Source organism: Streptomyces sp. NPDC014734, from assembly GCF_043083325.1.
In the GTDB taxonomy this organism is placed as follows: Bacteria; Actinomycetota; Actinomycetes; order Streptomycetales; family Streptomycetaceae; genus Streptomyces.
The window spans coordinates 83,528-105,034 of record NZ_JBIBYN010000014.1 but is presented as its reverse complement, the minus strand read 5'-3'; the positions used below and the strand labels follow the sequence as shown (position 1 = coordinate 105,034).

Annotated in this window: 18 protein-coding genes and 1 tRNA gene; 9 read left to right on the top strand and 10 right to left on the bottom strand. The window is 69.3% G+C overall.

Annotated features, from left to right (window positions below; all coding sequences use genetic code 11):
* Positions 1-660 carry a hypothetical protein gene (locus tag ACF1CT_RS22410; RefSeq protein ID WP_391785673.1) on the top strand — a complete coding sequence of 220 codons (660 nt, stop codon included), beginning with the start codon at positions 1-3 and terminating at the stop codon, positions 658-660.
* Positions 661-1,098: 438 nt separating this feature from the next.
* Here the strand turns inward: ACF1CT_RS22410 and ACF1CT_RS22405 are convergent.
* Positions 1,099-1,169 (bottom strand) — tRNA-Cys (locus tag ACF1CT_RS22405).
* A gap of 330 nt (positions 1,170-1,499) precedes the next feature.
* Here ACF1CT_RS22405 and ACF1CT_RS22400 point away from each other — a divergent pair.
* Positions 1,500-2,963 carry an MFS transporter gene (locus tag ACF1CT_RS22400; protein ID WP_391785672.1) on the top strand — a complete coding sequence of 488 codons (1,464 nt, stop codon included), beginning with the start codon at positions 1,500-1,502 and terminating at the stop codon, positions 2,961-2,963.
* A 506-nt stretch (positions 2,964-3,469) separates the two neighbouring features.
* Positions 3,470-5,251 carry a DEAD/DEAH box helicase gene (locus ACF1CT_RS22395; protein WP_391785671.1) on the top strand — a complete coding sequence of 594 codons (1,782 nt, stop codon included), beginning with the start codon at positions 3,470-3,472 and terminating at the stop codon, positions 5,249-5,251.
* A gap of 363 nt (positions 5,252-5,614) precedes the next feature.
* Here ACF1CT_RS22395 and ACF1CT_RS22390 read toward each other — a convergent pair whose 3' ends face one another.
* Entirely contained in the window at positions 5,615-6,184 is a 570-nt protein-coding gene (locus ACF1CT_RS22390) for a hypothetical protein (protein ID WP_391785670.1), read from the bottom strand.
* A gap of 545 nt (positions 6,185-6,729) precedes the next feature.
* Between ACF1CT_RS22390 and ACF1CT_RS22385 the strand changes: the two genes are divergently transcribed.
* From ACF1CT_RS22385 to ACF1CT_RS22365, 5 genes are all read left to right on the top strand, one after another.
* Complete coding sequence (locus ACF1CT_RS22385) at positions 6,730-8,382, top strand: hypothetical protein (RefSeq protein ID WP_391785669.1); 1,653 nt, start codon at positions 6,730-6,732, stop codon at positions 8,380-8,382.
* A 323-nt stretch (positions 8,383-8,705) separates the two neighbouring features.
* Positions 8,706-10,694, top strand: coding sequence for a hypothetical protein (locus ACF1CT_RS22380; protein WP_391785668.1), 1,989 nt, complete (start codon positions 8,706-8,708; stop codon positions 10,692-10,694).
* A gap of 337 nt (positions 10,695-11,031) precedes the next feature.
* Entirely contained in the window at positions 11,032-11,673 is a 642-nt protein-coding gene (locus tag ACF1CT_RS22375; protein ID WP_391785667.1) for an IclR family transcriptional regulator, read from the top strand.
* Positions 11,674-11,982: 309 nt separating this feature from the next.
* Positions 11,983-12,171 carry a superinfection immunity protein gene (locus ACF1CT_RS22370; RefSeq protein ID WP_391785666.1) on the top strand — a complete coding sequence of 63 codons (189 nt, stop codon included), beginning with the start codon at positions 11,983-11,985 and terminating at the stop codon, positions 12,169-12,171.
* Between the two features lie 40 nt (positions 12,172-12,211).
* Complete coding sequence (locus ACF1CT_RS22365) at positions 12,212-13,000, top strand: S16 family serine protease (protein WP_391785665.1); 789 nt, start codon at positions 12,212-12,214, stop codon at positions 12,998-13,000.
* Here the strand turns inward: ACF1CT_RS22365 and ACF1CT_RS22360 are convergent.
* From ACF1CT_RS22360 to ACF1CT_RS22325, 8 genes are all read right to left on the bottom strand, one after another.
* Positions 12,930-14,474, bottom strand: a complete 1,545-nt coding sequence (locus tag ACF1CT_RS22360; RefSeq protein ID WP_391785664.1) for an MFS transporter — start codon at positions 14,472-14,474, stop codon at positions 12,930-12,932. The two genes, ACF1CT_RS22365 and ACF1CT_RS22360, sit on opposite strands and share 71 nt — an antisense overlap.
* Positions 14,471-14,677 carry a hypothetical protein gene (locus ACF1CT_RS22355; RefSeq protein WP_391785663.1) on the bottom strand — a complete coding sequence of 69 codons (207 nt, stop codon included), beginning with the start codon at positions 14,675-14,677 and terminating at the stop codon, positions 14,471-14,473. Before ACF1CT_RS22355 ends, ACF1CT_RS22360 begins: the two co-directional genes overlap by 4 nt.
* A 102-nt stretch (positions 14,678-14,779) precedes the next feature.
* Positions 14,780-15,388: an ArsR/SmtB family transcription factor gene (locus ACF1CT_RS22350; protein WP_391785662.1), complete on the bottom strand. Its 609-nt coding sequence runs from the start codon at positions 15,386-15,388 to the stop codon at positions 14,780-14,782.
* Positions 15,389-15,680: 292 nt separating this feature from the next.
* Positions 15,681-16,622, bottom strand: coding sequence for a glycine betaine ABC transporter substrate-binding protein (locus ACF1CT_RS22345; protein ID WP_391785750.1), 942 nt, complete (start codon positions 16,620-16,622; stop codon positions 15,681-15,683).
* A 61-nt stretch (positions 16,623-16,683) separates the two neighbouring features.
* On the bottom strand, positions 16,684-17,601 hold the full coding sequence (locus tag ACF1CT_RS22340; RefSeq protein ID WP_391785661.1) for an ABC transporter permease: 918 nt from the start codon (positions 17,599-17,601) through the stop codon (positions 16,684-16,686).
* On the bottom strand, positions 17,598-18,800 hold the full coding sequence (locus ACF1CT_RS22335; RefSeq protein WP_391785749.1) for an ABC transporter ATP-binding protein: 1,203 nt from the start codon (positions 18,798-18,800) through the stop codon (positions 17,598-17,600). The genes ACF1CT_RS22340 and ACF1CT_RS22335 overlap by 4 nt, the downstream gene beginning before the upstream one ends.
* Positions 18,801-19,020: 220 nt before the next feature.
* Entirely contained in the window at positions 19,021-19,668 is a 648-nt protein-coding gene (locus ACF1CT_RS22330) for an ABC transporter permease (protein WP_391785660.1), read from the bottom strand.
* Positions 19,669-19,683: 15 nt separating this feature from the next.
* Positions 19,684-20,157, bottom strand: coding sequence for an Lrp/AsnC family transcriptional regulator (locus ACF1CT_RS22325; RefSeq protein WP_391785659.1), 474 nt, complete (start codon positions 20,155-20,157; stop codon positions 19,684-19,686).
* 145 nt (positions 20,158-20,302) lie between these two features.
* Here ACF1CT_RS22325 and hppD point away from each other — a divergent pair, with 145 nt between their 5' ends.
* The gene (gene hppD / locus ACF1CT_RS22320; RefSeq protein ID WP_391785658.1) at positions 20,303-21,448 is read left to right on the top strand and encodes a 4-hydroxyphenylpyruvate dioxygenase; all 1,146 of its coding nucleotides are present in this window, start codon (positions 20,303-20,305) and stop codon (positions 21,446-21,448) included.
* The last annotated feature ends 59 nt before the right edge of the window (positions 21,449-21,507 follow it).

Sequence of the window (21,507 nt, the reverse complement as noted above, 5' to 3'; positions counted from 1 at the left end):
GTGAAGAAGATGGTTCTCTCGCTTCGGGTAATTTTTTCTGCAGTGATGTGTTTGGCTGTGGTGTCCGGTTGTTCAGGGGGGGAGAAGGAGGAGTCTTCGACCTCACAGGCATTCCCGAAGTGTCACAATTTTCTGGGTGAGAAGAATGTGGGATCTGCGGTCGATGCTCTTGGGGGTGGAGGTGATCTTGAGGTTCGTGCTCCTCGTACGCCCAAGGTGCTTCTTGGGGATCTGGCACGCGAGGCGAACGCCTGGTCAAAGCAGGAGGACGATGTCTATTGGAATCACTCCTACACGGCTTGCTCCATCAATGTCTGGAAAGGTAAGCGTGTTCGCAAAGTGGAATCCACCGTCGAGTGGTCCGTCACGCCTTTGAATCTCATGCGAGAGCCAAGGTATGCCGCTACCTGGCGTGAGGTGAACGGCCAAGTACTCATGGAGACCCGGGAGAGCGGGGCGGGCACCAGGCTGCTGTTTGAGTGCGGAGTTCCGGGGGCGCCTTCCGGGCAGATGCGTGACATGCCTTTGGAGATCGAAGTGCGTGATTCCGGACTCGATCTCGTGTTGCGCAAGAAGATGCTGGCAGAATTTGCGCGTACGCTCGCGGTTGGATTGGATTGCATCAACTCTCCGCAGATACCAAAGGTTCTTCCGGAGTAGGGGCAGGCCGATCGGAAGGGAAAGGGAAGACCTGCCGGTTTTTTTCTTACCAGATTGTTCCGCCGTCTTTTTTGGGTGAGACTTTCCGCTCGTGCGACACCGAGAAGACCGGTTCCGTGAGGCATCCTCCACGGCGAGATCGAGATCGGTGCGAACGGCATGTCATCGGTCTTCCATGCCGAATCCGAACGGGCTGGAATGTGTGAGCGCGGAAGAATAATTTGAGCAGTGCTTTCGAGTGCCGCAACGCGAAGAGGAATGCAGGGTCTCTCAGCCGTAAGGATTCGGCTCGCGCGTCCTGAGGGCACGTGGTGGATGAGCCGGAGCGAGGCCGTCCCTACCTGGAGGCATACCGCAAGACGCTGCCCTGCGGGAGCTGATTGCGGGACCGAGGAACGCCGCCGTCCCGGATGTGCGGGGACGGCGGCGTTCGTCCGGAGGCCGTGACCGGATTCGAACCGGTGTCACTCGAGTTGCAGTCGAGCCCCTGACCACTCGGGCACACGGCCGTGTGTTTCTCGTTGTGGTTCGAACGTAGGGGCGGGTGCCGGGGCGGCTCAAGGGGGCGGCGCGGGGTGCAACACGACTGCCATGCGCCGTTCATGAATGGCGGGGCGGGTTTGTTCGCGGGCGGTGGGCGAGTGCCCCTCATGGGGTGGGCGTGTGCCCTTGTGGGGTGGGTGGGTTTCTCTGTGAAGGGAGCGCCGGTCCTACGACCATCGGCCGAGGGGGGAACCGTCTTGTGGCAGGGCCGACCTGGGGATGTGGCCCTTACGCTGGGGCTCATGAGTGCCTTGGAGCCCGGAGACGCTGATACCGGAGCTGTCGATACCGGAACTGTGGATGTCCGTACCGTCGGTGATGAGTCTGGGACCGAACCGTCCTCCGGGTTCGAGGGGCCCGGAACCGGAGGGGTGCTCGGGCGGACCTATCGGGCGCTCAGCGTCGGCATCGTCTCCGTCGTCTTCCTGATCGCCTTCGAGGCGACCGCCGTGGGGACCGCGATGCCGGTCGCCGCGCGTGAGCTGCACGGCATCGCGCTCTACGCGTTCGCCTTCTCGGCGTACTTCACGACCAGCCTGTTCGCCATGGTGCTGTCCGGGCAGTGGGCGGACCGGCGCGGGCCGCTGGGGCCGCTCGCGACCGGGATCAGCGCGTTCGGGGCCGGGCTGCTGCTGTCCGGGACCGCGGGAAGCATGTGGATGTTCGTCGGGGGGAGGGCGGTGCAGGGGCTCGGCGGCGGGCTGGTGATCGTGGCGTTGTACGTCGTGATCAGCCGGGCGTACCCGGGACACCTGCAACCGTCGATCATGGCGGCGTTCGCGGCGAGCTGGGTGATTCCGTCCGTCGTCGGACCGCTCGCCTCCGGGAGCGTGACCGAGCATCTGGGGTGGCGGTGGGTCTTCGTCGGCATCCCCGTGCTGGTGGTGTTCCCGCTGGCGCTCGCGCTGCCGGCGATCCGGCGCAGGGCGTCGGGGCCGCCCGACCCGTCGGCCGCCGCCGAGCCCTTCGACCGGCGCCGCATTCTGCTCGCGTTCGCTATCTCGCTGGGCGCGGGGCTGCTCCAGTACGCGGGTCAGGAGCGGAACTGGTTCGCATTGCTTCCCGCCGCCGTGGGCTTCGCCCTGCTGGTGCCCGCCGTGCGCGGGCTGCTGCCGCCGGGGACCGGACGGGCGGTGCGCGGGTTGCCGTCGGTGGTGCTGCTGCGCGGGGTGGCGGCCGGGTCGTTCATCGCCGCCGAGTCCTTCGTGCCGTTGATGCTGGTGACCCAGCGCGGACTGAGCCCGACGATGGCCGGGTTCTCGCTCGCGGCCGGCGGCGGGACCTGGGCGCTCGGTTCGTTCGTGCAGTCCCGGCCGCGGCTGGAGCCGTACCGGGAACGGCTGATGGTGGGCGGCATGGTGCTGGTCGCCGCCGCGATAGCCGCCGCGCCCTCGGTGCTGATCGACGCGGTGCCGGTCTGGACCGTGGCCGTGGCCTGGGCCTTCGGTTGTTTCGGCATGGGCATGGTGCTCGCGTCGACGAGCGTGCTGTTGTTGAAGCTGTCGGCACCGGAGGAGGCCGGGGCGAACTCCGCGGCCCTCCAGATCTCCGACGGGCTGTCGAACGTCCTGCTGCTGGCCGCGGGCGGGGCGGCTTTCGCGGCGCTGGGCGGCGGGGCGGTGGGAGCCGTGCACGAGGCCGCGGAGGCGGGGGCCTCCTCCGGATCACATCCTGGCGCGTTCGCGGTGGTCTTCCTGCCGATGGCGGGGGTGGCGCTGGTGGGGGCGTGGGTGGCGTCCCGGGTACGGACGAAGCCTTAGGGCCTTTCATTCGGATCTGGACCGATTGAGTCGTATTGGCTTGCATTGGCTTGTATTGGCTTGTATTGGGTCGTATTGGGTGGTGCTGGGCTGTACTGGGTCGGCTTTCGTTCGGGTCGGGCCGGGGCAGGTAGGCACTGTCCGAGTCGGGCCGGGGTGGGTCGGTCTCCGTTCGGGCCGGGTCGGGTTGGAGCAGGGTGCGGGGATCGGGCCGTGGGGATCGGGGCGCGGGGCAGCCTTCGCGGCGCTCGGCGGCGGGGCGGGGTGCGTGCGATCGCGAGGCGGAGGTGTCGTCCACGAGGGGCCGGTCCGAATCCGCGGTTCACCGGGCGGCTGCTCGGTTCGGCGCTCTGTGAAGAGGGTCTCAGCGGCCGTGAACCACCGGTCGTCCATACGGGGTTCCGGTCGACCCCCCGGTAGGGTGGCCCGGTTGTCGTATCGCCTGCGGGCCCGTCCCGGCCCGTACGGACAGCACCCACGTACCCGAGAGACCCGAACCGGAGACCGTGACTACTACCGCCTCCCACCACCTCTCACCCGCCTTTCCCGGCCGCGCCCCCTGGGGCACGGCCGGCAAGCTGCGAGCCTGGCAGCAGGGCGCCATGGAGAAGTACATCCAGGAGCAGCCGCGCGACTTTCTCGCGGTCGCCACCCCCGGCGCGGGGAAGACCACCTTCGCGCTGACCCTCGCGTCATGGCTGCTGCATCACCACGTGGTGCAGCAGGTCACCGTCGTCGCGCCGACCGAGCACCTGAAGAAGCAGTGGGCCGAGGCAGCGGCCCGGATAGGTATCAAGCTCGACCCCGACTACAGCGCGGGCCCGCTGAGCAAGGAGTACGACGGCGTCGCGGTGACGTACGCCGGTGTGGGCGTCCGGCCGATGCTGCACCGCAACCGCTGTGAGCAGCGCAAGACGCTGGTGATCCTCGACGAGATCCACCACGCCGGTGATTCGAGGTCCTGGGGCGAGGCGTGTCTGGAGGCGTTCGACCCGGCGACACGGCGGCTCGCGCTCACCGGTACACCGTTCCGTTCCGACACCAACCCGATTCCGTTCGTCGCGTACGAGGAGGGGAACGACGGCATCCGGCGTTCCTCGGCCGACTACACGTACGGCTACGGCAGCGCGCTCGGCGACGGTGTCGTCCGGCCCGTGATCTTCCTCAGCTACAGCGGCAACATGCGCTGGCGCACCAAGGCCGGTGACGAGATCGCCGCCCGGCTCGGCGAGCCGATGACCAAGGACGCCATCGGGCAGGCCTGGCGCACCGCCCTGTCGCCCACCGGCGACTGGATCCCCAACGTGCTGGTCGCCGCCGACAAGCGGCTGACCGAGGTCCGCAAGGGCATTCCGGACGCCGGAGGACTGGTCATCGCCACCGACCAGGAGTCGGCGCGCGAGTACGCCAAGATCCTGAAGAAGGTCACCGGCGAGAAGGCCACCGTGGTCCTCTCCGACGAGAAGGCGGCGTCGAAGAGGATCGACCAGTTCAGCGGGGACGACTCGCGTTGGATGGTCGCGGTGCGGATGGTGTCGGAGGGGGTCGACGTGCCGCGCCTGGCCGTGGGCGTCTACGCCACCACCATCTCCACGCCGCTGTTCTTCGCGCAGGCCGTCGGGCGCTTCGTGCGCTCCCGCAGGCGGGGCGAGACCGCGTCGGTGTTCCTGCCGACCATTCCGATGCTGCTCGGCTTCGCCAACGAGATGGAGGTCGAGCGGGACCACGTCCTGGACAAGCCGAAGAAGGGCAGTGACGAGGAGAACCCGTTCGCGGAGGAGGACAAGCTCCTCGCCGACGCCGAGCGGCTGGAGGACGAGGAGACCGAGGACCAGTTGCCGTTCGAGGCGCTGGAGTCGGACGCGGTCTTCGACCGGGTGCTGTACGACGGTGCCGAGTTCGGCATGCAGGCGCACCCCGGCAGCGAGGAGGAGCAGGACTACCTGGGGATTCCCGGGCTGCTGGAGCCGGACCAGGTGCAGTTGCTGCTTCAGAAGCGCCAGTCCCGGCAGATCGCGCACAGCAGGCAGAAGCCGGCCGGGGAGGCCGATCTGCTGGAGAAGCCGGCCGAGGCACGGCCGGTGGTCACGCACAAGCAGTTGCTGGAACTCCGCAAGCAGCTCAACACGATGGTGTCGGCGTACACGCATCAGAGCGGCAAGCCGCACGGGGTGATCCACACGGAGCTGCGGCGGGTGTGCGGCGGGCCGCCGAGTGCGGAGGCCACGGCGGGGCAGATCCAGCAGCGGATCAAGAAGGTCCAGGAATGGGCGACCCGGATGCGGTGACGCCGGATGCGGTGACGCCGGGCGCGCGAGGCGGTGCCGGGCAGTCGAGGGCTGGTGCCCGGAGCTCCGGATCTGGCTCGGCGGGACCACGGCGTGCTGATGCGGGTAACGGCCCGGGGCGGGGACACGAGTCCTTGCCCCGGGCCGGTGTCATCGGTGCGGAAGCCGGAAGCCGGAAGCCGGAAGCGGGGAGCCGGGAGCCGGAAGCCGGGACCGGGATTCCGAATCCGGCGTGCGGCGGTGCGGATGGGAGAGGGGCGTGTGTTCGGTGCGGACGGTCACCGGGCGGGCGGACGGCCACCGGCCCGGTGGTTCCGGGCGCGCGGCGGATAGGTCACCGGCGACCGGCTGCGGAGCGGGCGGTCACCAGACGAAGGCCGTGGACTGGGCCGACGTGGCCACGCACGGGACGGTGGCCGAGGTCGGGGAAGAGGCCACGATCTGCAGAGACCATTGGGTGGTGCTCGGAGGCGTGGGCAGCACCGTGGAATCGGTGCTGTCGCCCGCGGCCAGGGAGCCGGAGGTGAGCTTCAGCGGGCCCAGGGTGATCGGGCTGCCGCCGCTCATGCCGGGGTTGGTCTTGCCGGAGAACTGCACCTGGCTGGTGACGCCGCCCGAGGTCTTGGTGAGCTTGAGCGTCGTCGTGATGCTGTTCGGGTCGGCGCTGGTGCCCGGAGGCATCGTGATCGCCGTGGAGGTGACCTTTACGGTCTTGGCGGTGCCCGAGTCGGCGGCGGTCAGGGTGGCGAGGCCACTGCCCCAGGCTCCGCAGTCGTACGTGGCGGTAGCGGTGAGCGGGGCCACGGCATGGGCCGTCGGGGCCAGGGCCAGTGCGGCTGCCGCGGAACAGGCCGCGGCCAGCACCAGCGGGAGGCGGACGTGTCTTCGGTTCGGATTTCCTGCCGTCGGTGACGGCGCCGGATTGATCGACATGGCGGGATGAATTCCTTCCGGTTGTCGAGCGAATTCGAAGATCCTCGGATTCGCATCGGTGCGTCCTCACGAGTTTGTTTCCTCGCGAGTTCGTTTCTTCGCGGCGTGCGCAATGTGTACCGCGTGCGCGAGGTGTTCGACGTTCACGGGTTCGGAGGTCCGGAGATCCGGAGATCCGGAGATCCGGGGATCCGGGGATTCGGAGGCGCGGATTCGTGATGTGTGGACACGCGGGTGACACGGAGTGACACGAAGTGGAGTGGAACCAAGTGGAGTGGAGCCAAGCGGAAGTGGAGCCAAGTGGAGTGAAAGCGCGGGGTGGGCCAAGGAGGGCGGTCCATTGCGTGTCCGGCTGCCGGGTCCGGCATGTCGGGTGCAGTGAAACGGCGCCCTCCAGAGATGTCAAGAGATGTCGACCGGTGCGTGAAAAATGCTCGTGAAATGCCTTTCGGGCATGTCGCGGAAGGATCATTCTTTTCTCTCTTGACTTCTCCGCGACCGGCCTCCTCAATGTGCGCAATCGATGGGCCTTGGAGGGGTGTCTGGTGATCCGACGACGAAGACCTGGTGTGATCGGTCTGCTCGCCGCCTGTTTTGTGCTGTCGCTGAGTTCCGTCGGGGTCGCCGCCGGGTTCCCCGTCGGGTCCTCGCCATCCGCTGACGTACGGGCCTCCGGCACGGTCGCCCCGACCGTGCACTGCGTCCTGCCCGCCGGGCAGGGCGAGGCGACCGGCCCGCAGGAGATGACCGTCGAGCTGTCGCCCGATGTCGTCGCGCCGGGGGGCAGGGTGCACGCGAAGGTCACACTGGGCCCGTCCCCCGCCACGAGCCAGATCCCGTTGCAGGACGTGCCCACCATTCCCAGCATCGACCTGGCGATGACCGGCGGGGCGACCGGTACGGTCACCGTGCGGGGCGCCGAGTTCACGATGGACGTCCCGGCCGGTACGCCCATCGAACTCCCGCCGTACGAGGGGGATTTCCTGGTTCCCGTGGATGCCTCCGGGACGGTCTCCTTCGCCCCGGTCCGCACGTTGACGCAGACCAAGGTGCTCGGTTCGGTCTTCGAGACACCGTGCGACGTGGTCGGCGGAGGCGCAACCATCGGCGCCGTCACGGTGGAGGGCGCGGGATCCGAACCCGCCACGCTGACCGCACCGACCGATGCGGTGCGTCCCAACACCCCCGTCGCGCTGGGCGGTTCGGGGTGGACCCCGGGCGGCACCCCGGTCCCGTCGCTCTGTGCCGTCGGCGGTGGCGGCTGCGATCCGCTGAAGTTCGGCGGCCACACCCTCACCATCGACAGCTATGGAACGCTGCACGGCACGGCCACCCTCGCCCCGGCCGGGGCGGTGCCGGACGGCAGGTACGAGGTGAAGGTCAACGACGGCACGAAGGAGGCCACCGCCCCCCTCACGGTCGAGGCCGTGGCGGCCGGCGACCGCGAGATCGCGCTCTCCCGCAACAGCGGCCCGGTCGGCACGGTGATCACGGTCAGCGGCAGGAACTACAACCCGGACCGCTGGATCAACGTCATCGGCCTCGACGCGGCGGGCGCCGGGATCGACGACAGCGCGGTCTACGTCAAGAGCGGCCCGGACGGCACCTTCGCCGTCGAGTTCACCGTGATCTCCGACGCGGTCGTCGCCGTCCAGGCCGACGAGGGCAACGACCCGGCGACCGTACGGACCGTCCCGTTCACCGTCTCCACGGGCGGGGGAGGGGGCGGCGGCAGCGCCGACCAGAAGCTGCGGACCTCGGTCCGGGCAGGAACCCTGTCCATGGTCCAGGACGGCGATGTCGTGGACTTCGGCACGACGGTCCTGGGTACCGGCAGCGGTGTGCAGCGTTCCCGGCTCAACCGGGTCGAGGTGGAGGACGCGCGCGGCGTCGACAGCGGCTGGTCCCTGACCGCCACGCTCACCGACTTCACCAGTGCCGACGGCGGCACCGTCCCGGCGGGTGCCGTCCGGTGGACACCTGTCTGCACGGCCCGGAGCGGGAGCGTGGGGGCGCCGGTGGCCGGTTCGCCCGCCGCACTCGGCGGTGAGGCGGCGAGCCTCTGCAGGATGGATCCGGACGGTTCACGTCCGTTCACCGGAGGCCGGTTCGACGCCGATGCCGATCTCACTCTGACGGTGCCGGGATTCACCAGGCCCGGGGAGTACAGCGCCACGTTGACGTTGACGCTGCTCTGAGAGCCGCCGGGAGGAGCGCCCGCAGGCGCCCGTCTGCTCCGTTCTGTCAGGGAGCAGGCGGGCGTCGATCTTTCGGCCGTACGGCCATGTGGCACTTCCGTATCAGCCACAACCGACGCCACAGCCAGGGCCACAGCCACAGGCAAACCACAGCCACAGCCGAAACAACAGCCACAGCATTCCCGTCCACAGCCACAGCATTCCCGTAGTCATGGAGGACCCGCATGTTCCCACGGTCGAGAGCGGCAGGGGCGAAGAAACCGAGACGGACGGCAGACGCGCGCGCACGGGCGCGGGGAGGGAGAATCCGGGGCCGGGGAACGGTGGAGAGGCCGGGTGCGGCGCTTCGACGTGCCGTCGCCCTCACCGCGGGCGCCGCGCTGGTCTGGACGGGAGGAACCGTCGCGCTCGCCCCCCTCGCACACGCCGGTACGGTCACCCCGACCGTGCACTGCGTCCTGCCCGCCGGGCAGGGGCAGGCGACCGGGCCGCAGCAGATGAGTGTCGAACTGTCCCCGGCCGTCGTCGACCCGGGCGGCAAGGTCCACGCCAAGGTCGTCCTGGGGCCGTCGCCCGCCACCAGCGGACTCAGCCTCAGCGACGTGCCCACCACCCCGAGCATCGACCTCGCCATGTCCGGCGGCGCGACCGGCACGGTCACCGTCACCGGACCGCAGGTCAACCTCGACATCCCGTCCGGGAAGCCGATCGAGATCCCGCCGTACGAGGGCGACTTCCTCATCCCCGCCGACGCGAAGGGGCCGATCGCCTTCACTCCGGTGCGCAATCTGACGCGTACGAAGGTACTCGGCTCCACCTACGAGACCCCGTGCGACGTGACCGGCGGCGGCGGTTCCATCGGCACCGTGGACGCCGAGGGCACCGCAGGCCTGCCCGCCACCCTGTCCGCCCCCGAGACGCCCGTCCGGCCGTCCACCGGTGTCGCCCTGTCAGGCAGCCTCTGGACCGCCGGTGCCACCGCCGTACCGTCGCTGTGCGCGGTGGACGGTGGTGGCTGCGACCCCGGCAAGTTCGTCTCGCACACCCTCTCCATCAGCGGTTCGGGGGAGCTGACCGGCAGCGCGGTGCTCGCCGACGCGGGAGCCGTGGCCGACGGCTCGTACCTGGTGAAGGTCGGCGACGGCGCGAAGGAGGCGACCGCGCCCCTCACCGTCCGGGCGTACGTGCCCGGCGGGCCCAGGGCCATCGCGCTCTCCCGCTCCGGTGCACCCCTCGGCAGCGTCGTACGGGTCACCGGCACCGAGTACCACCAGGACCGGTGGATCAACACCGTCGGGCTCGACGCGAACGGGGCGACGCTCGACGACACCGCCGTCTACACGAAGAGCACCGCCGACGGCACGTTCGCCGCCGACTTCACCGTCTCCGACCCGGGCATCGTCGCGATCCAGGTCGACGAGGGCAACGACCCGGGCACCGTACTGACCACGCCGTTCACCGTGACCGACGCCTCCGCGACGCTCTCCGCGGGCGCGGCGAAGGTCAAGCCCGGCGGGACGCTCGCCCTGTCCGGGGGCGACTGGCCGTCGGGCACCACGCCGTCCGCCGCGCTGTGCGCCGCCGACGGGAGCGCCTGCGACACCGGCCGGATCAGCGGTTCCACCCTCCGGATCGACGGCGACGGAACGCTCACGGGCACGGTCACCGTGGCCGGATCCACTCCGCGAGCGGTGTACGCGCTCCGGGTCACCGCCGGAGGGGCCGAGGCCCTTGCCCCGCTGACCGTGGCCCCGACCTTCGTCGTCCTGACCCCGTCCTCCGGGCCGCGGGGAACCGCCGTCACCGTACTCGGGCAGGGCTTCGCGCCCGTCGCCACGGTGTCCGTCGTCGGGTTGCGGGCCGACGGGTCGCAGACCTCCGACCCGGTGCGGACCAAGGTGGTCGGGCTGGGCGGGGCCTTCTCGCAGACCTTCACGGTCGGTGCCGCCGACACCGTCGCCATCCGGGTCCGCGAGGTCCTCGTCAACCCCCGTACGGAGACGGCGTCGTTCACCGTCAAGGACGGGACCGTCCCCGCCGGACCGGCGTTCGCGCTGTCGCCGCCCGAAGGGCCCGTCGGCACGGTGGTCCAGGTGACCGGCCGGGGCTTCGCCCCCGTCGCCACCGTCTCGGCGACCGGGCGCACCGCGGACGGGAAGCAGACCGCGGACAGCTACGTCACCCGGATCGTCGGACTCGACGGCACCTTCGCGCTCAACTTCACCGTCCGCGATCCGGCGACGAAGGCGATCAGGGTCTGCGAGGTCCTCGTGAACGGAAAGATCGCGCAACAATCGTTCACGGTGAGTTAACGAACGTTCGCATGTGATACACGGAGTGTCGCGGAGGCGTCGGCCGACCTGGACGCGCGTAGACGTCCGAAAATCGGCCGTCGCCCCGCTGACCGGCGCTTCTGTCTCTTCATCAGAATTCTTTCTTCGTGTACGCCCGGATTCTGGACGAGGTCTTCCGCTGAGCGGACTGGCTCGCTACTGTCCAAAAAATGAACGCTTCGTGGCAATGCCGCCGCGGAGCGCAGCCGGTGTCTTGGCCAGGCAGGCGGCCTCTCCGTGCGTCGCCGATGGGACCGGTGCTCGCGCAGTTCGTGGGAACCAGCCGCCGCCGCTCACCACAAGAGGAGAGGGCGTCGTGACCGCGGAGACCTCCCAGACGCTCGACCGGGGACTGAGAGTCCTCAAACTGCTCGCCGACACCGACCACGGCCTGACCGTCACCGAGTTGTCCAACCGACTCGGCGTCAACCGAACAGTGGTCTACCGTCTGCTTGCCACCCTGGAACAACACGCCCTGGTCCGCCGTGACCTGGGCGGCCGGGCCAGGGTCGGCCTGGGCGTGCTGCGCCTGGGCCGTCAGGTGCATCCGCTCGTACGGGAGGCTGCGCTGCCCGCGCTGCGGTCCCTCGCCGAGGACATCGGGGCCACCGCCCATCTCACGCTGGTCGACGGCAGCGACGCACTGGCGGTCGCCGTCGTCGAACCGACCTGGACCGACTACCACGTGGCCTACCGGGCCGGCTTCCGTCACCCGCTGGACCGGGGCGCCGCGGGCCGGGCGATCCTCGCCGCCCGCCGACAGCCGGCGGGCGAGGAGACGTTCACCCTCACCCACGGCGAACTGGAGGCCGGGGCGAGCGGTGCGGCGGCCGCGCTGGTGGGGGTGACGGGTGTCGAGGGCAGCGTGGGCGTGGTGATGCTCTCGGACTCGGTGCCCGAACGGGTCGGGCCCCGGGTGGTGGACGCGGCCCGGGAGGTGGCGGAGGCACTGAAGTAGGGCCGGGCCGCCACAGGTCACGGGACACGCCCCGCGAAGCACGTCCCCGCAGGGCCGGCGTCCGCCGGCGCGGGGCACGTCCTGCGGTGGTGGCGTCCGGTGGGTGCGGGGCACGTCCCGCGGGGTCGGCGTCCGGGGCCGGTCCTCGCGGTCGGGGCCGGGGTGGAGACGCCCCCGGCCCCGACGCGAGGAACACACACTCTGGCCGGTTCGCGCCTACGCCGAGGTCGGTCCAGGCCATATCTTTTCGGAGCTTGCGTTCCGATCGCGGCGTGCAGCGATCAGGGGGATCGATCAGGGGGATCAATGATGGACGGTTCCGTATTCCTGCTTCTCGTCGTCGTGGGTATCGCGGTCTATTTCGTGCCCTTCTTCATCGCCCTGGGACGCGGGGTGAACACCGGCTCGGTATTTGTCATCAATTTCTTCCTCGGCTGGACCTTCATCGGCTGGGTGGTGGCGCTCGCCATGGCGATGGGCGCCCGGCGCACACACTGACGGTCGGCACGCCGGCGCACGAGGCCGTTAGATTGGGCGGGTGCTCACTCGTCTCTCACGCCCCCGTGCCCTCGCCCTGTGTGCCGTGCCGGTCCTCGCTCTGTTCGGCGTGGCCGCGTTCGCGCCGTTGCCCTTCACGCTGGCGCAGCCCGGCTCGACCGCGAACGTGCTCGGGGACGACCACGGCACGCCCGTGATCAGCATCAAGGGCGCGCCCACCCGTCCCACCAGGGGCGAGCTGCGGATGACGACGATCGTCGCGACCGGGCCCACCGCCGATGTCGGCATCGGCGACGTGATCGACGGCTGGTTCCGCACGGACCGCGCGGTCATGCCCCGGGACTCGGTCTACCCGACCGGCGGCTCCGAGAAGGAGATCGAGAAGCACAACCTCGACGACATGAGGAAGTCGCAGAATTCCGCCGTCGACGCGGCCCTGAACTACCTCGGCAAGGCCCCCGGCTCGGTCGACGTCTCACTGCACCTCGCCGATGTCGGCGGCCCGAGCGCGGGACTCTTCTTCGCCCTCGGCATCGTCGACAAACTGAACGGCGACGGGTCCGGCGGTGATCTCACGGGCGGCCGCACGGTCGCGGGCACCGGCACGATTCAGGCGAACGGTGAGGTCGGGGCGGTCGGCGGGGTGTCGTTGAAGACGCAGGCCGCGCGCCGCGACGGTGCGACCGTCTTCCTCGTCCCGAAGGCCGAGTGCAAGGAGGCGGGCGCCGAACTGCCCAAGGGGCTCCGGCTGATTCCGGTCACGACTCTGAAGGGCGCGGTGTCCTCGCTCCAGGCGCTTGAGCGGGGACAGAAGGTTCCGAGCTGCTGACCGGCCCGGTCGGTGCCGGTACGGACTCCCGTGCGGCGGGCTTCCGTGCGGCGGTCCGCGGTGCGGAGGGCTCGGATACGGCGGTTCGCGGTGTTTCCGCACCAGGCCCTGTCCCGGCTCCCACTGTCGTCGCCGCTCTCGGCCCTGTCGTGCCGTTCCTCGTACTGTTCCTCGTACTGTTCTTCGTGTCGTTCTTCGTGTCGTTCTTCGTGTCCGTACGACCCGGGGCGTTCGCTCCGGCCCCGTCCATCGTGCGCCACACCGGGAACACCAGCGGGCTCAGTGTCGCCAGCAGATAGACCGCCCCCATCGCGAGCAGCGCACCCCGGGCGCCCGCACCCTCCACCAGCAGGCCCGCGGCGAGACCGCCCACCGGCATGGCAAGTTCGGCGCCCGCGGTGAGCACCCCGGAGACCCGGCTGCGCAGTTCATCGGGGACGCTTCCGTAGATCACCGTCGTCAGGATCGGGTTCAGCGCCCCGGCCGCGACACCGCCCGCCGCCATGGTCACCGCGAGCGGCAGCGTCGTCCCGGTCAGCGCGGCGACCGCGTACCTGGGCGCACCGGACAGCAGCACGCACACGGTGAAGACGGTCCACCGCGAGAAGCGGTGCCCGATCGCCCCGTACAGCAGCGCGCCGACCAGTCCGCCCGCGCCGAACAGCGCGGTGAGCAGTCCGATGTCGGCGGCTCCGCCCAGTTCGGTGGAGGCGTGCACCGGCAGCAGGACGGCGTTCCAGCCCTGATCGGTGCCGTTCATGAAGAGGACCATCAACACGACCGCGAGCAGCAGCCGGTTTCCCAGCAAGTAGGAGTAGCCCTCGCGCAGTTCACGGCCGTAGGTTCGCAGGGACACGGGTGTCGCGGCCGGTTGGGGTTCGGCGGCGCGGATTCCCCGGACGCCGGCCGCGATCAGCAGCGCGGACGTCACGAACGTGGCGGCGTCCAGCAGCAGGACGGTCTCCGCACCGACCAGGGCGATGAGCATGCCCGCCAGCGCGGCCCCGACCATCCGGGCACCACGTGACACGGCGTCGAAGAGACCGGCCGCGCGGGCCAGGGTGGTGCCCGCGTGTTCGGCCAGGTCCGGCACGAGGACGTAGCGCGCCGTGTTTCCCGGGGTGTGCAGAAGCCCGTTGACGGCCATCAGCGCGCACAGCATCCAGAAGGTGAGCAGATCCGCCCGGTGGAGCAGTGGGACGGCGGCGACGGCGATGCCGCACACAAGGTCGGAGATCACAGCGACCCGGCGGCGCCCGATCCGGTCGATGACGGGTCCACCGATCAGGGCGGAGACGACGATGGGGAGGGTCGCGCAGAAGGCGACGACTCCGGCCCGACCGGCACTGCCGGTGGTCTCCAGGACGAACCACGGAACCGCGATCAGGGTGAGTGAAGTCCCGGCCGTGGATATGGAGTTGGCCGCCAGAACGGTGGCGAGCGGTATGCGGGCGCGGTTCTCCGGGCCGTTCACGCCGGACCGGGGACGAGCGAGCCACGGCCGGAACGGGCGGGGTTGCGGGGCAGGAGGCGCAGCCCCAGCTCGACCAGGGCCCAGCCCAGCCGGGTACGCAGTTCGGTACGCGGTTCGGACTTGACGAGACGGAACTGCGTGGCGTCCTCGCGGAGTTCGGCGGAGCGGGCGTGGTGCAGGCAGAGGTGGGTGTCGGCGTTCATGACGGGCGTCCTTCCGGTCGGTGTGGTGCGGTGGGTGTGGTGAGCGCAGTCAGTGCGGTGCGGTGCGGTGTCGGGCGGAGGCGCCGGGGGACGGCGAAGACGTCACTCGGCGGGACGGGGGAAGAAGTGCAGTTGGGTGCGGACGGTGGCCGCTCCCTCGGCGTCGTCCGGGACTCGTCCCCGGTAGCTCTCGATGAGGTCGTGGACCTCCTGGATCAGTTCCGAGGAGAGCTCGGGGGTGAGGCGCACCTTGAAATCGCTGATGTCCCAGCTGCTCCGCCACTCCTCGGACCACTCGTGCATCGTGCCGAGCCAGGTGTTCAGCTCCTGGGCGTGCGTGGTGGCGATCTCGTGGAGCACGATGCCGACGGAGCTGCGCACCGCCGGATCCGGATGGTCCAGGAACCGGCCGGTGTCGAAGGCGGTGCCCGCGTGGACGGCCCGCCACCAGCGCTCGCGGCCCTTGCCGTGTTCCGGGGCGTCCTCGACGAAGCCGTACGAGGCGAGCTGCCGCAGGTGGTAGCTGGTGGCTCCGCTGGACTCGCCGAGCCGGTCCGCGAGGCCGGAGGCGGTGGCGGGACCGTACTCCCGAAGAGCGTTCAGCAGTTGCAGGCGCAGGGGGTGGGCGAGTCCGCGCAGGGTGCGGGCGTCGACCATGTGGATGTTCGGGTCTTCGGCGGGGTTGCTGCCGCCGTTCTCTCGTCCGGGCATGCACTCACCGTAGACTTACAAAGAACGCTTTGCAAGTACTTCTTTGCATCGACTTCTTTGTAACTTTGGCGGGCGTGGACCGGTGCCAACTCGTGCACGGAGGCACCTGGTTGACCGACCGTTCGAGAGGAGCGGCGGGGGCGGCAGGGGTGGTGGGGTCGGCCAGGGCCGATGGGGACTGACAGGGACGACGGGGCGGCCTGCGCCGGCCGTTCCTGGTGAGTCCCTCCCGGATCGGCCGTTCCTGGTGAGTCCCTCCCGGATCGGCCGTTCCTGGTGAGTCCCTCCCGGATCAGCCGTTCTTGATGAATCCCTCCCGGATCAGCCACTCCTTCGCCACCGCGTGCGGGTCCTGCCCGTCCACGTCCACCTTCGCGTTGAACTCCTGGGCGGCCTGCGTCGTCAGCTTCCTGCTGAGCGGGTCGAGGAGCTTCGCGATCTGCGGGTACTTCTCGAAGGTCTTGGTGTGGACGACCGGCGCCGCGTTGTAGTTGGGGAAGAAGTGCTTGTCGTCCACGAGCACGTCCAGGTTCATCGCCCTGACCCGGCCGTCGGTGGTGTACACCTCGCCCAACAGGCAGGAGTTGGACTTCGAGACCTGGGTGTAGATGATCCCGGCGTCCATCTTCTTGATGTTGCCGGCCGGGAGCGACATGCCGTACGCCTTCTCCATGCCGGGCAGCCCGTCGTCGCGCGAGGCGAACTCGTTCTCCACGCAGATCGTCACCGCCGACGGGTTCTTCTTCGCCAGCGCGGCCACGTCGGACAGCGTCCGCAGGTGGTACTTCGCGTTGTTCTTCCTGCTGATGGCGAGTGCGTAGGTGTTGTTGAGCGTGGACTGCGGCAGCCACGTCACGCCGTTCTTCCGGTCCTCGTCCCGGACCGCCTGCCACTGCTTCGTCGGGTTCGCGATCGGTCTGGAGTGCCCGAGATACGTGATCCAGCCGGTGCCCGTGTACTCGTACATGGCGTCCGCGTCACCCTTGACGATCGCCTCGCGCGCGCTGATCGAGCCGGGCAGGTTCGTCCGGTCCAGTACCTCCGCGCCCGCGGCCTTGAAGACCAAACCGATCATCTGCCCCAGGACGATGTTCTCGCTGAAGTTCTTCGACGTGACGGTCAGCGAGGCGCCCTTCAGCGGCAGGTCCTGGCCCACCGAGCCGGGCCGCACGTCGTCCACCATCGGCGAACCGCTCTTCAGCCCGCAGCCGGAGAGCGTCAGCGCCAGTGACATCGTGAGCGCGACCGCCCCCACGAGCCCGGCACGCGCGGCACGTGCCTCGTGCGACGCCATCTCACCCCACCTCCAGTCCGCGCGGCGTCAGCGCCACCTCGGCCAGCGAGGCCAGCCAGTCCACCAGCAGTGCCAGCACCACGGTCAGTACCGAGCCCAGCACCAGCACCGGCATGCGCTGGGTCTGGATGCCCGAGGTGATCAGGTCGCCGAGGCCACCGCCGCCGACGAACGTGGCCAGTGTCGCCGTGCCGACGTTGAGGATCAGTGCCGTCCGCACCCCGGCCAGGATGAGCGGTACCGCGAGGGGGAGTTCGACCTTGGCGAGCGTCCCCATCGAGGACATCCCGATCCCGCGCGACGCCTCGACCAGGCTGGGGTCGATCGCCTTGAGCCCGGCCACCGTGTTGGAGAACACCGGCAGCACCGCGTAGATCACCATGCCGATGATCGCCGTCGACGGGCCGATGCCCAGCCAGATCACCAGCAGCGCCAGCAGGCCGATCGCCGGGGTCGCCTGACCGATGTTGGCGAGCGCGGTGACCAGGGGCGCGCCCCTGCGCAGGGTGCGCCGGGTCAGGGCGATGCCCAGTGGAATCGCGATGATCAGCACCCAGAACGTCGAGATCACGGTCAGCCGCACATGCTGCCACCAGCGCAGCTGCACGTTCGCCCTGGTCAGCGAGTTCCGCGCGATCGAGTCGAGGTGGACGTTGGTGATCCACAGGTAGGTGAGGGCCAGGACGACCGCCAACGCGACCGGCAGCACCAGCAGCTTGCGCCAGGTGAACCGTCGTCGGGGTTTCGCGGGCGGCGGAGGTGGCTGCTCCTCCTCGTCGCGGAAGGCGTGACCCTTGACGTCGTGCTCGCCGGGCGGGCGGTCCTTGTCGGAGGACGGCCCGGGCGGTCCGGAGCGCGCCGGGCGGGAGGAACGCCGGGCCCGGGCCGGTTCGGGGCGTGAGGGGAAATCGGGGGTCATGCGTCGTCCGCACCGCCCTCCAGCTCTTGTTCGGTCTGGTGGGCGCGGAGTTCCTCCAGGTCGTGCTGGTGCTCGATGGCGGCCAGCCGGTCGGCCTCCAGCAGTTCGTGCACGGAGTTCATCAGGGTGTGCATGTCGACGACACCGATGAACTCGCCGCGCCGGCCGGTCACCGCGACCCGGCCGCCGCTGTCGGTCAGCACCGCCTCCAGCGCGTCGTGCAGCGTGGCGTCCCGCGTCACCGTGTCGTGCACCAACTGCCCGGCACGGGCCAGCGAACCGCGCGCCCGCATCAGGTCGCCGCGCCGCAGCCACTTGTACGGGCGGTTTCTGCGGTCCAGCATGAGCAGTTCGTTGTGCGGGCCGATGCGCAGCTTGTTGAAGATCGACTGGAGCGGGTCGTCCACCGTCACCGTCGGGAACTGAGCCATCTCCACATCGCGCACCCGGGTGAGGTTGAGCCGCTTCAGCGCCGCCCCGGCCCCCACGAACCCGGAGACGAAGTCGTCCGTGGGGTTGGTCAGGATCGCCTCCGGCGTGTCGAACTGGGCGATGTGCGAGCGTTCCCGCAGGACGGCGATCCGGTCGCCCAGTTTGATCGCCTCGTCGAAGTCGTGGGTGACGAAGACGATGGTCTTGTGCAGTTCGTGCTGGAGCCGGATCAGCTCGTCCTGGAGGTGGTCGCGGGTGATCGGGTCGACCGCGCCGAACGGTTCGTCCATCAGCAGCACCGGCGGGTCGGCGGCCAACGCGCGTGCCACGCCCACGCGTTGCTGCTGTCCGCCGGACAGGGCGCGCGGATAGCGGCCATGGAACTCGCGCGGGTCGAGCCCCACGAGGTCGAGCATCTCCTCGACCCGGTCCTTCACCCGTGACTTCGACCAGCCGACCATCTTCGGCACCAGGGCGATGTTCTCCGCGACCGTCATGTGCGGGAAGAGCCCGGACGACTGGATCGCGTAGCCGATCTTGCGGCGGAGCCGCACCGGGTCGATATCGGTGACGTCCTCGTCGTCGATCATGATCCGGCCGGAGGACGGCTCGATCAGCCGGTTGATCATCTTCAGGGTGGTGGATTTTCCGCAGCCGGACGGGCCGACGAAGATCACCGTCTCGCCCGCCTTGATGTCCATCGAGACGTTGTCCACGGCCGGGTTCGGATTGCCCGGGTACCGCTTGGTCAGGTTGTCGAGGTGGATGGTGGCGCCGGATGTGGCCTTCGGCGCTCCGGTGCGGTCGGCGGCCGTGCTGCCGGAGCCGCCGTCGCGGCCACGGTCGGAACCAGAACCAGAACCAGAACCAGAACCAGAACCGGAAACAGAACCAAGGCCGGAACCGGAACCGGAACCGGAACCGGAACCAGAACTGGAACTGGAACCGGCGCCGGGGCCCTGGGACTCGGGGTCGGGGGCGGCTGTCTCAGGCACGAATCCCCCTGGGAATGGTGAGCCGTCCGAGCAGGACGTACGCGCCGTCGAAGAGCAGCGCGAGGATGACGATGCCGAGTGTTCCGGCGAGCACCTGGTTGATCGCGTTGGCGCTGCCCAGCGAGGCGATGCCGCGGAAGATCTCGTTGCCGAGACCGGGGCCGGACGCGTACGCGGCGATGGCGGCGATGCCCATCAGCATCTGCGTGGCCACCCGGATGCCGGTGAGGATCGGCGGCCAGGCCAGCGGCAGCTCCACCCGGAACAGCCGGGCCGGCCGGGACATTCCGATGCCCTTCGCAGCGTCGACGAGCAACGGATCGACACCGCGCAGCCCCACGATGGAATTACGGACGATGGGCAGCAGCCCGTACAACGTCAGCGTGATCACGGTGGGCGCCACCCCGAGCCCCACCAGCGGGATGAGCAGACCGATCGCGGCGAGGGAGGGAATGGTGAGCACCGTCGCCGTCGACGTGATGGCCAGCGACCCCGCCCATCCGCTGCGATAGGTGGCGACCCCGATCAGGACCCCCAGCGCGGTGGCGATGACCATGCACTGGAACACGGCACTGACGTGTTGGAACGCGTCGGTGAGCAGCTGTTGGTGCCGATTGCCCAGGTACTCCCAGAAGCTCACACGCCACTCCTCGGCTCAGTCGTCGTCCCCCGCGGCCTGCTCGACGAGCGGGATGACGCGCAGCGGGACCGGGTTCTCCATGACGATGGCCGTGGAGGCCCGGACGATGCCATCAAAACCGACAACCCGGTCGATCACCCGTTGAAGATCGGCGTTGGAACGGGCCACGAGCCGGCAGAGCATGTCGCCGTGCCCGGTGGTGGTGTGCAGCTCCAGCACCTCCGGGACGCCCGCCAAGTGGGCCCGGACATCGGCCCCTTGACCCTGTTTGATCTCCAGCGTCGCGAAGGCGGTGACGGGGTAGCCGAGCGCCGCCGGATCGACGGTCGGGCCGAATCCGCGAATGACTCCATTCGACTGAAGACGGTCCAGCCGTGCCTGCACCGTGCCGCGCGCCACGCCCAGCCGACGCGACGCCTCCAGGACGCCGATGCGCGGTTCGCGGGCCAGGAGCACGATGAGCCGCCCGTCCAGATGATCGATCGCCATGGCACGCCTCCGGGAGTCGCCGTAGAGTTCACTGTGATGGTCATCATGTACAGATAGCCCGGCCATGTTGGCCTTGTGCTGTACAGATTGCTCAGCGTTTTCGCAAACTATTGCGCACCTTGCGAAGCGGCGGGAGGCTTCCGGCATGACTGAGACTCTGCACACCACCCCCGAGACAGCCCGGCAGGCCGACCCCTTCCCGGTCAAGGGAATGGACGCGGTCGTCTTCGCCGTCGGCAACGCCAAGCAGGCCGCCCACTACTACTCGACGGCCTTCGGCATGAAGCTGGTCGCCTACTCCGGACCGGAGAACGGCAGCCGGGAGACGGCGAGTTACGTGCTGACCAATGGCTCCGCCCGCTTCGTCTTCACCTCCGTCATCAAGGCGTCCACCGACCACGGCCGCTTCCTCGCCGACCATGTGACCGAGCACGGCGACGGTGTGATCGACCTGGCCATCGAGGTCCCGGACGCCCGCGCGGCCTACGCGTACGCCGTCGAGCACGGCGCTCTCGGACTCACCGAGCCGCACGAGGTGAAGGACGAGAACGGCACGGTCGTGCTCGCCGCCATCGCCACCTACGGCAAGACCCGCCACACCCTCGTCGAGCGGTCCGGCTACGACGGCCCGTACCTGCCCGGCTACGTCGCCGCCACCCCGATCGTCGAGCCGCCCGCCAAGCGCTTCTTCCAGGCCGTCGACCACTGCGTCGGCAATGTGGAACTCGGCAGGATGAACGAGTGGGTCGGTTTCTACAACAAGGTCATGGGCTTCACCAACATGAAGGAGTTCGTGGGCGACGACATCGCCACCGAGTACTCCGCGCTCATGTCCAAGGTCGTCGCCGACGGCACGCTCAAGGTCAAGTTCCCGATCAACGAGCCGGCCATCGCCAAGAAGAAGTCCCAGATCGACGAGTACCTGGAGTTCTACGGCGGAGCGGGTGTCCAGCACATCGCGCTCGCCACCAACGACATCGTCGCCTCGGTGCGTGCGATGCGCGCGGCCGGCGTCCAGTTCCTGGACACTCCCGACTCCTACTACGACACCCTCGGCGAGTGGGCGGGCGAGACCCGGGTCCCGGTCGAGATCCTGCGCGAGCTGAAGATCCTCGTCGACCGCGACGAGGACGGCTACCTGCTGCAGATCTTCACCAAGCCGGTCCAGGACCGCCCGACCGTCTTCTTCGAGATGATCGAGCGCCACGGCTCGATGGGCTTCGGCAAGGGCAACTTCAAGGCCCTGTTCGAGGCGATCGAGCGCGAGCAGGAGAAGCGCGGCAACCTCTGAGCCGACTCGGACACCGGTACTGGGGCCGGTACCGGCGCCGGTACCGGCGAGGCCGCTGT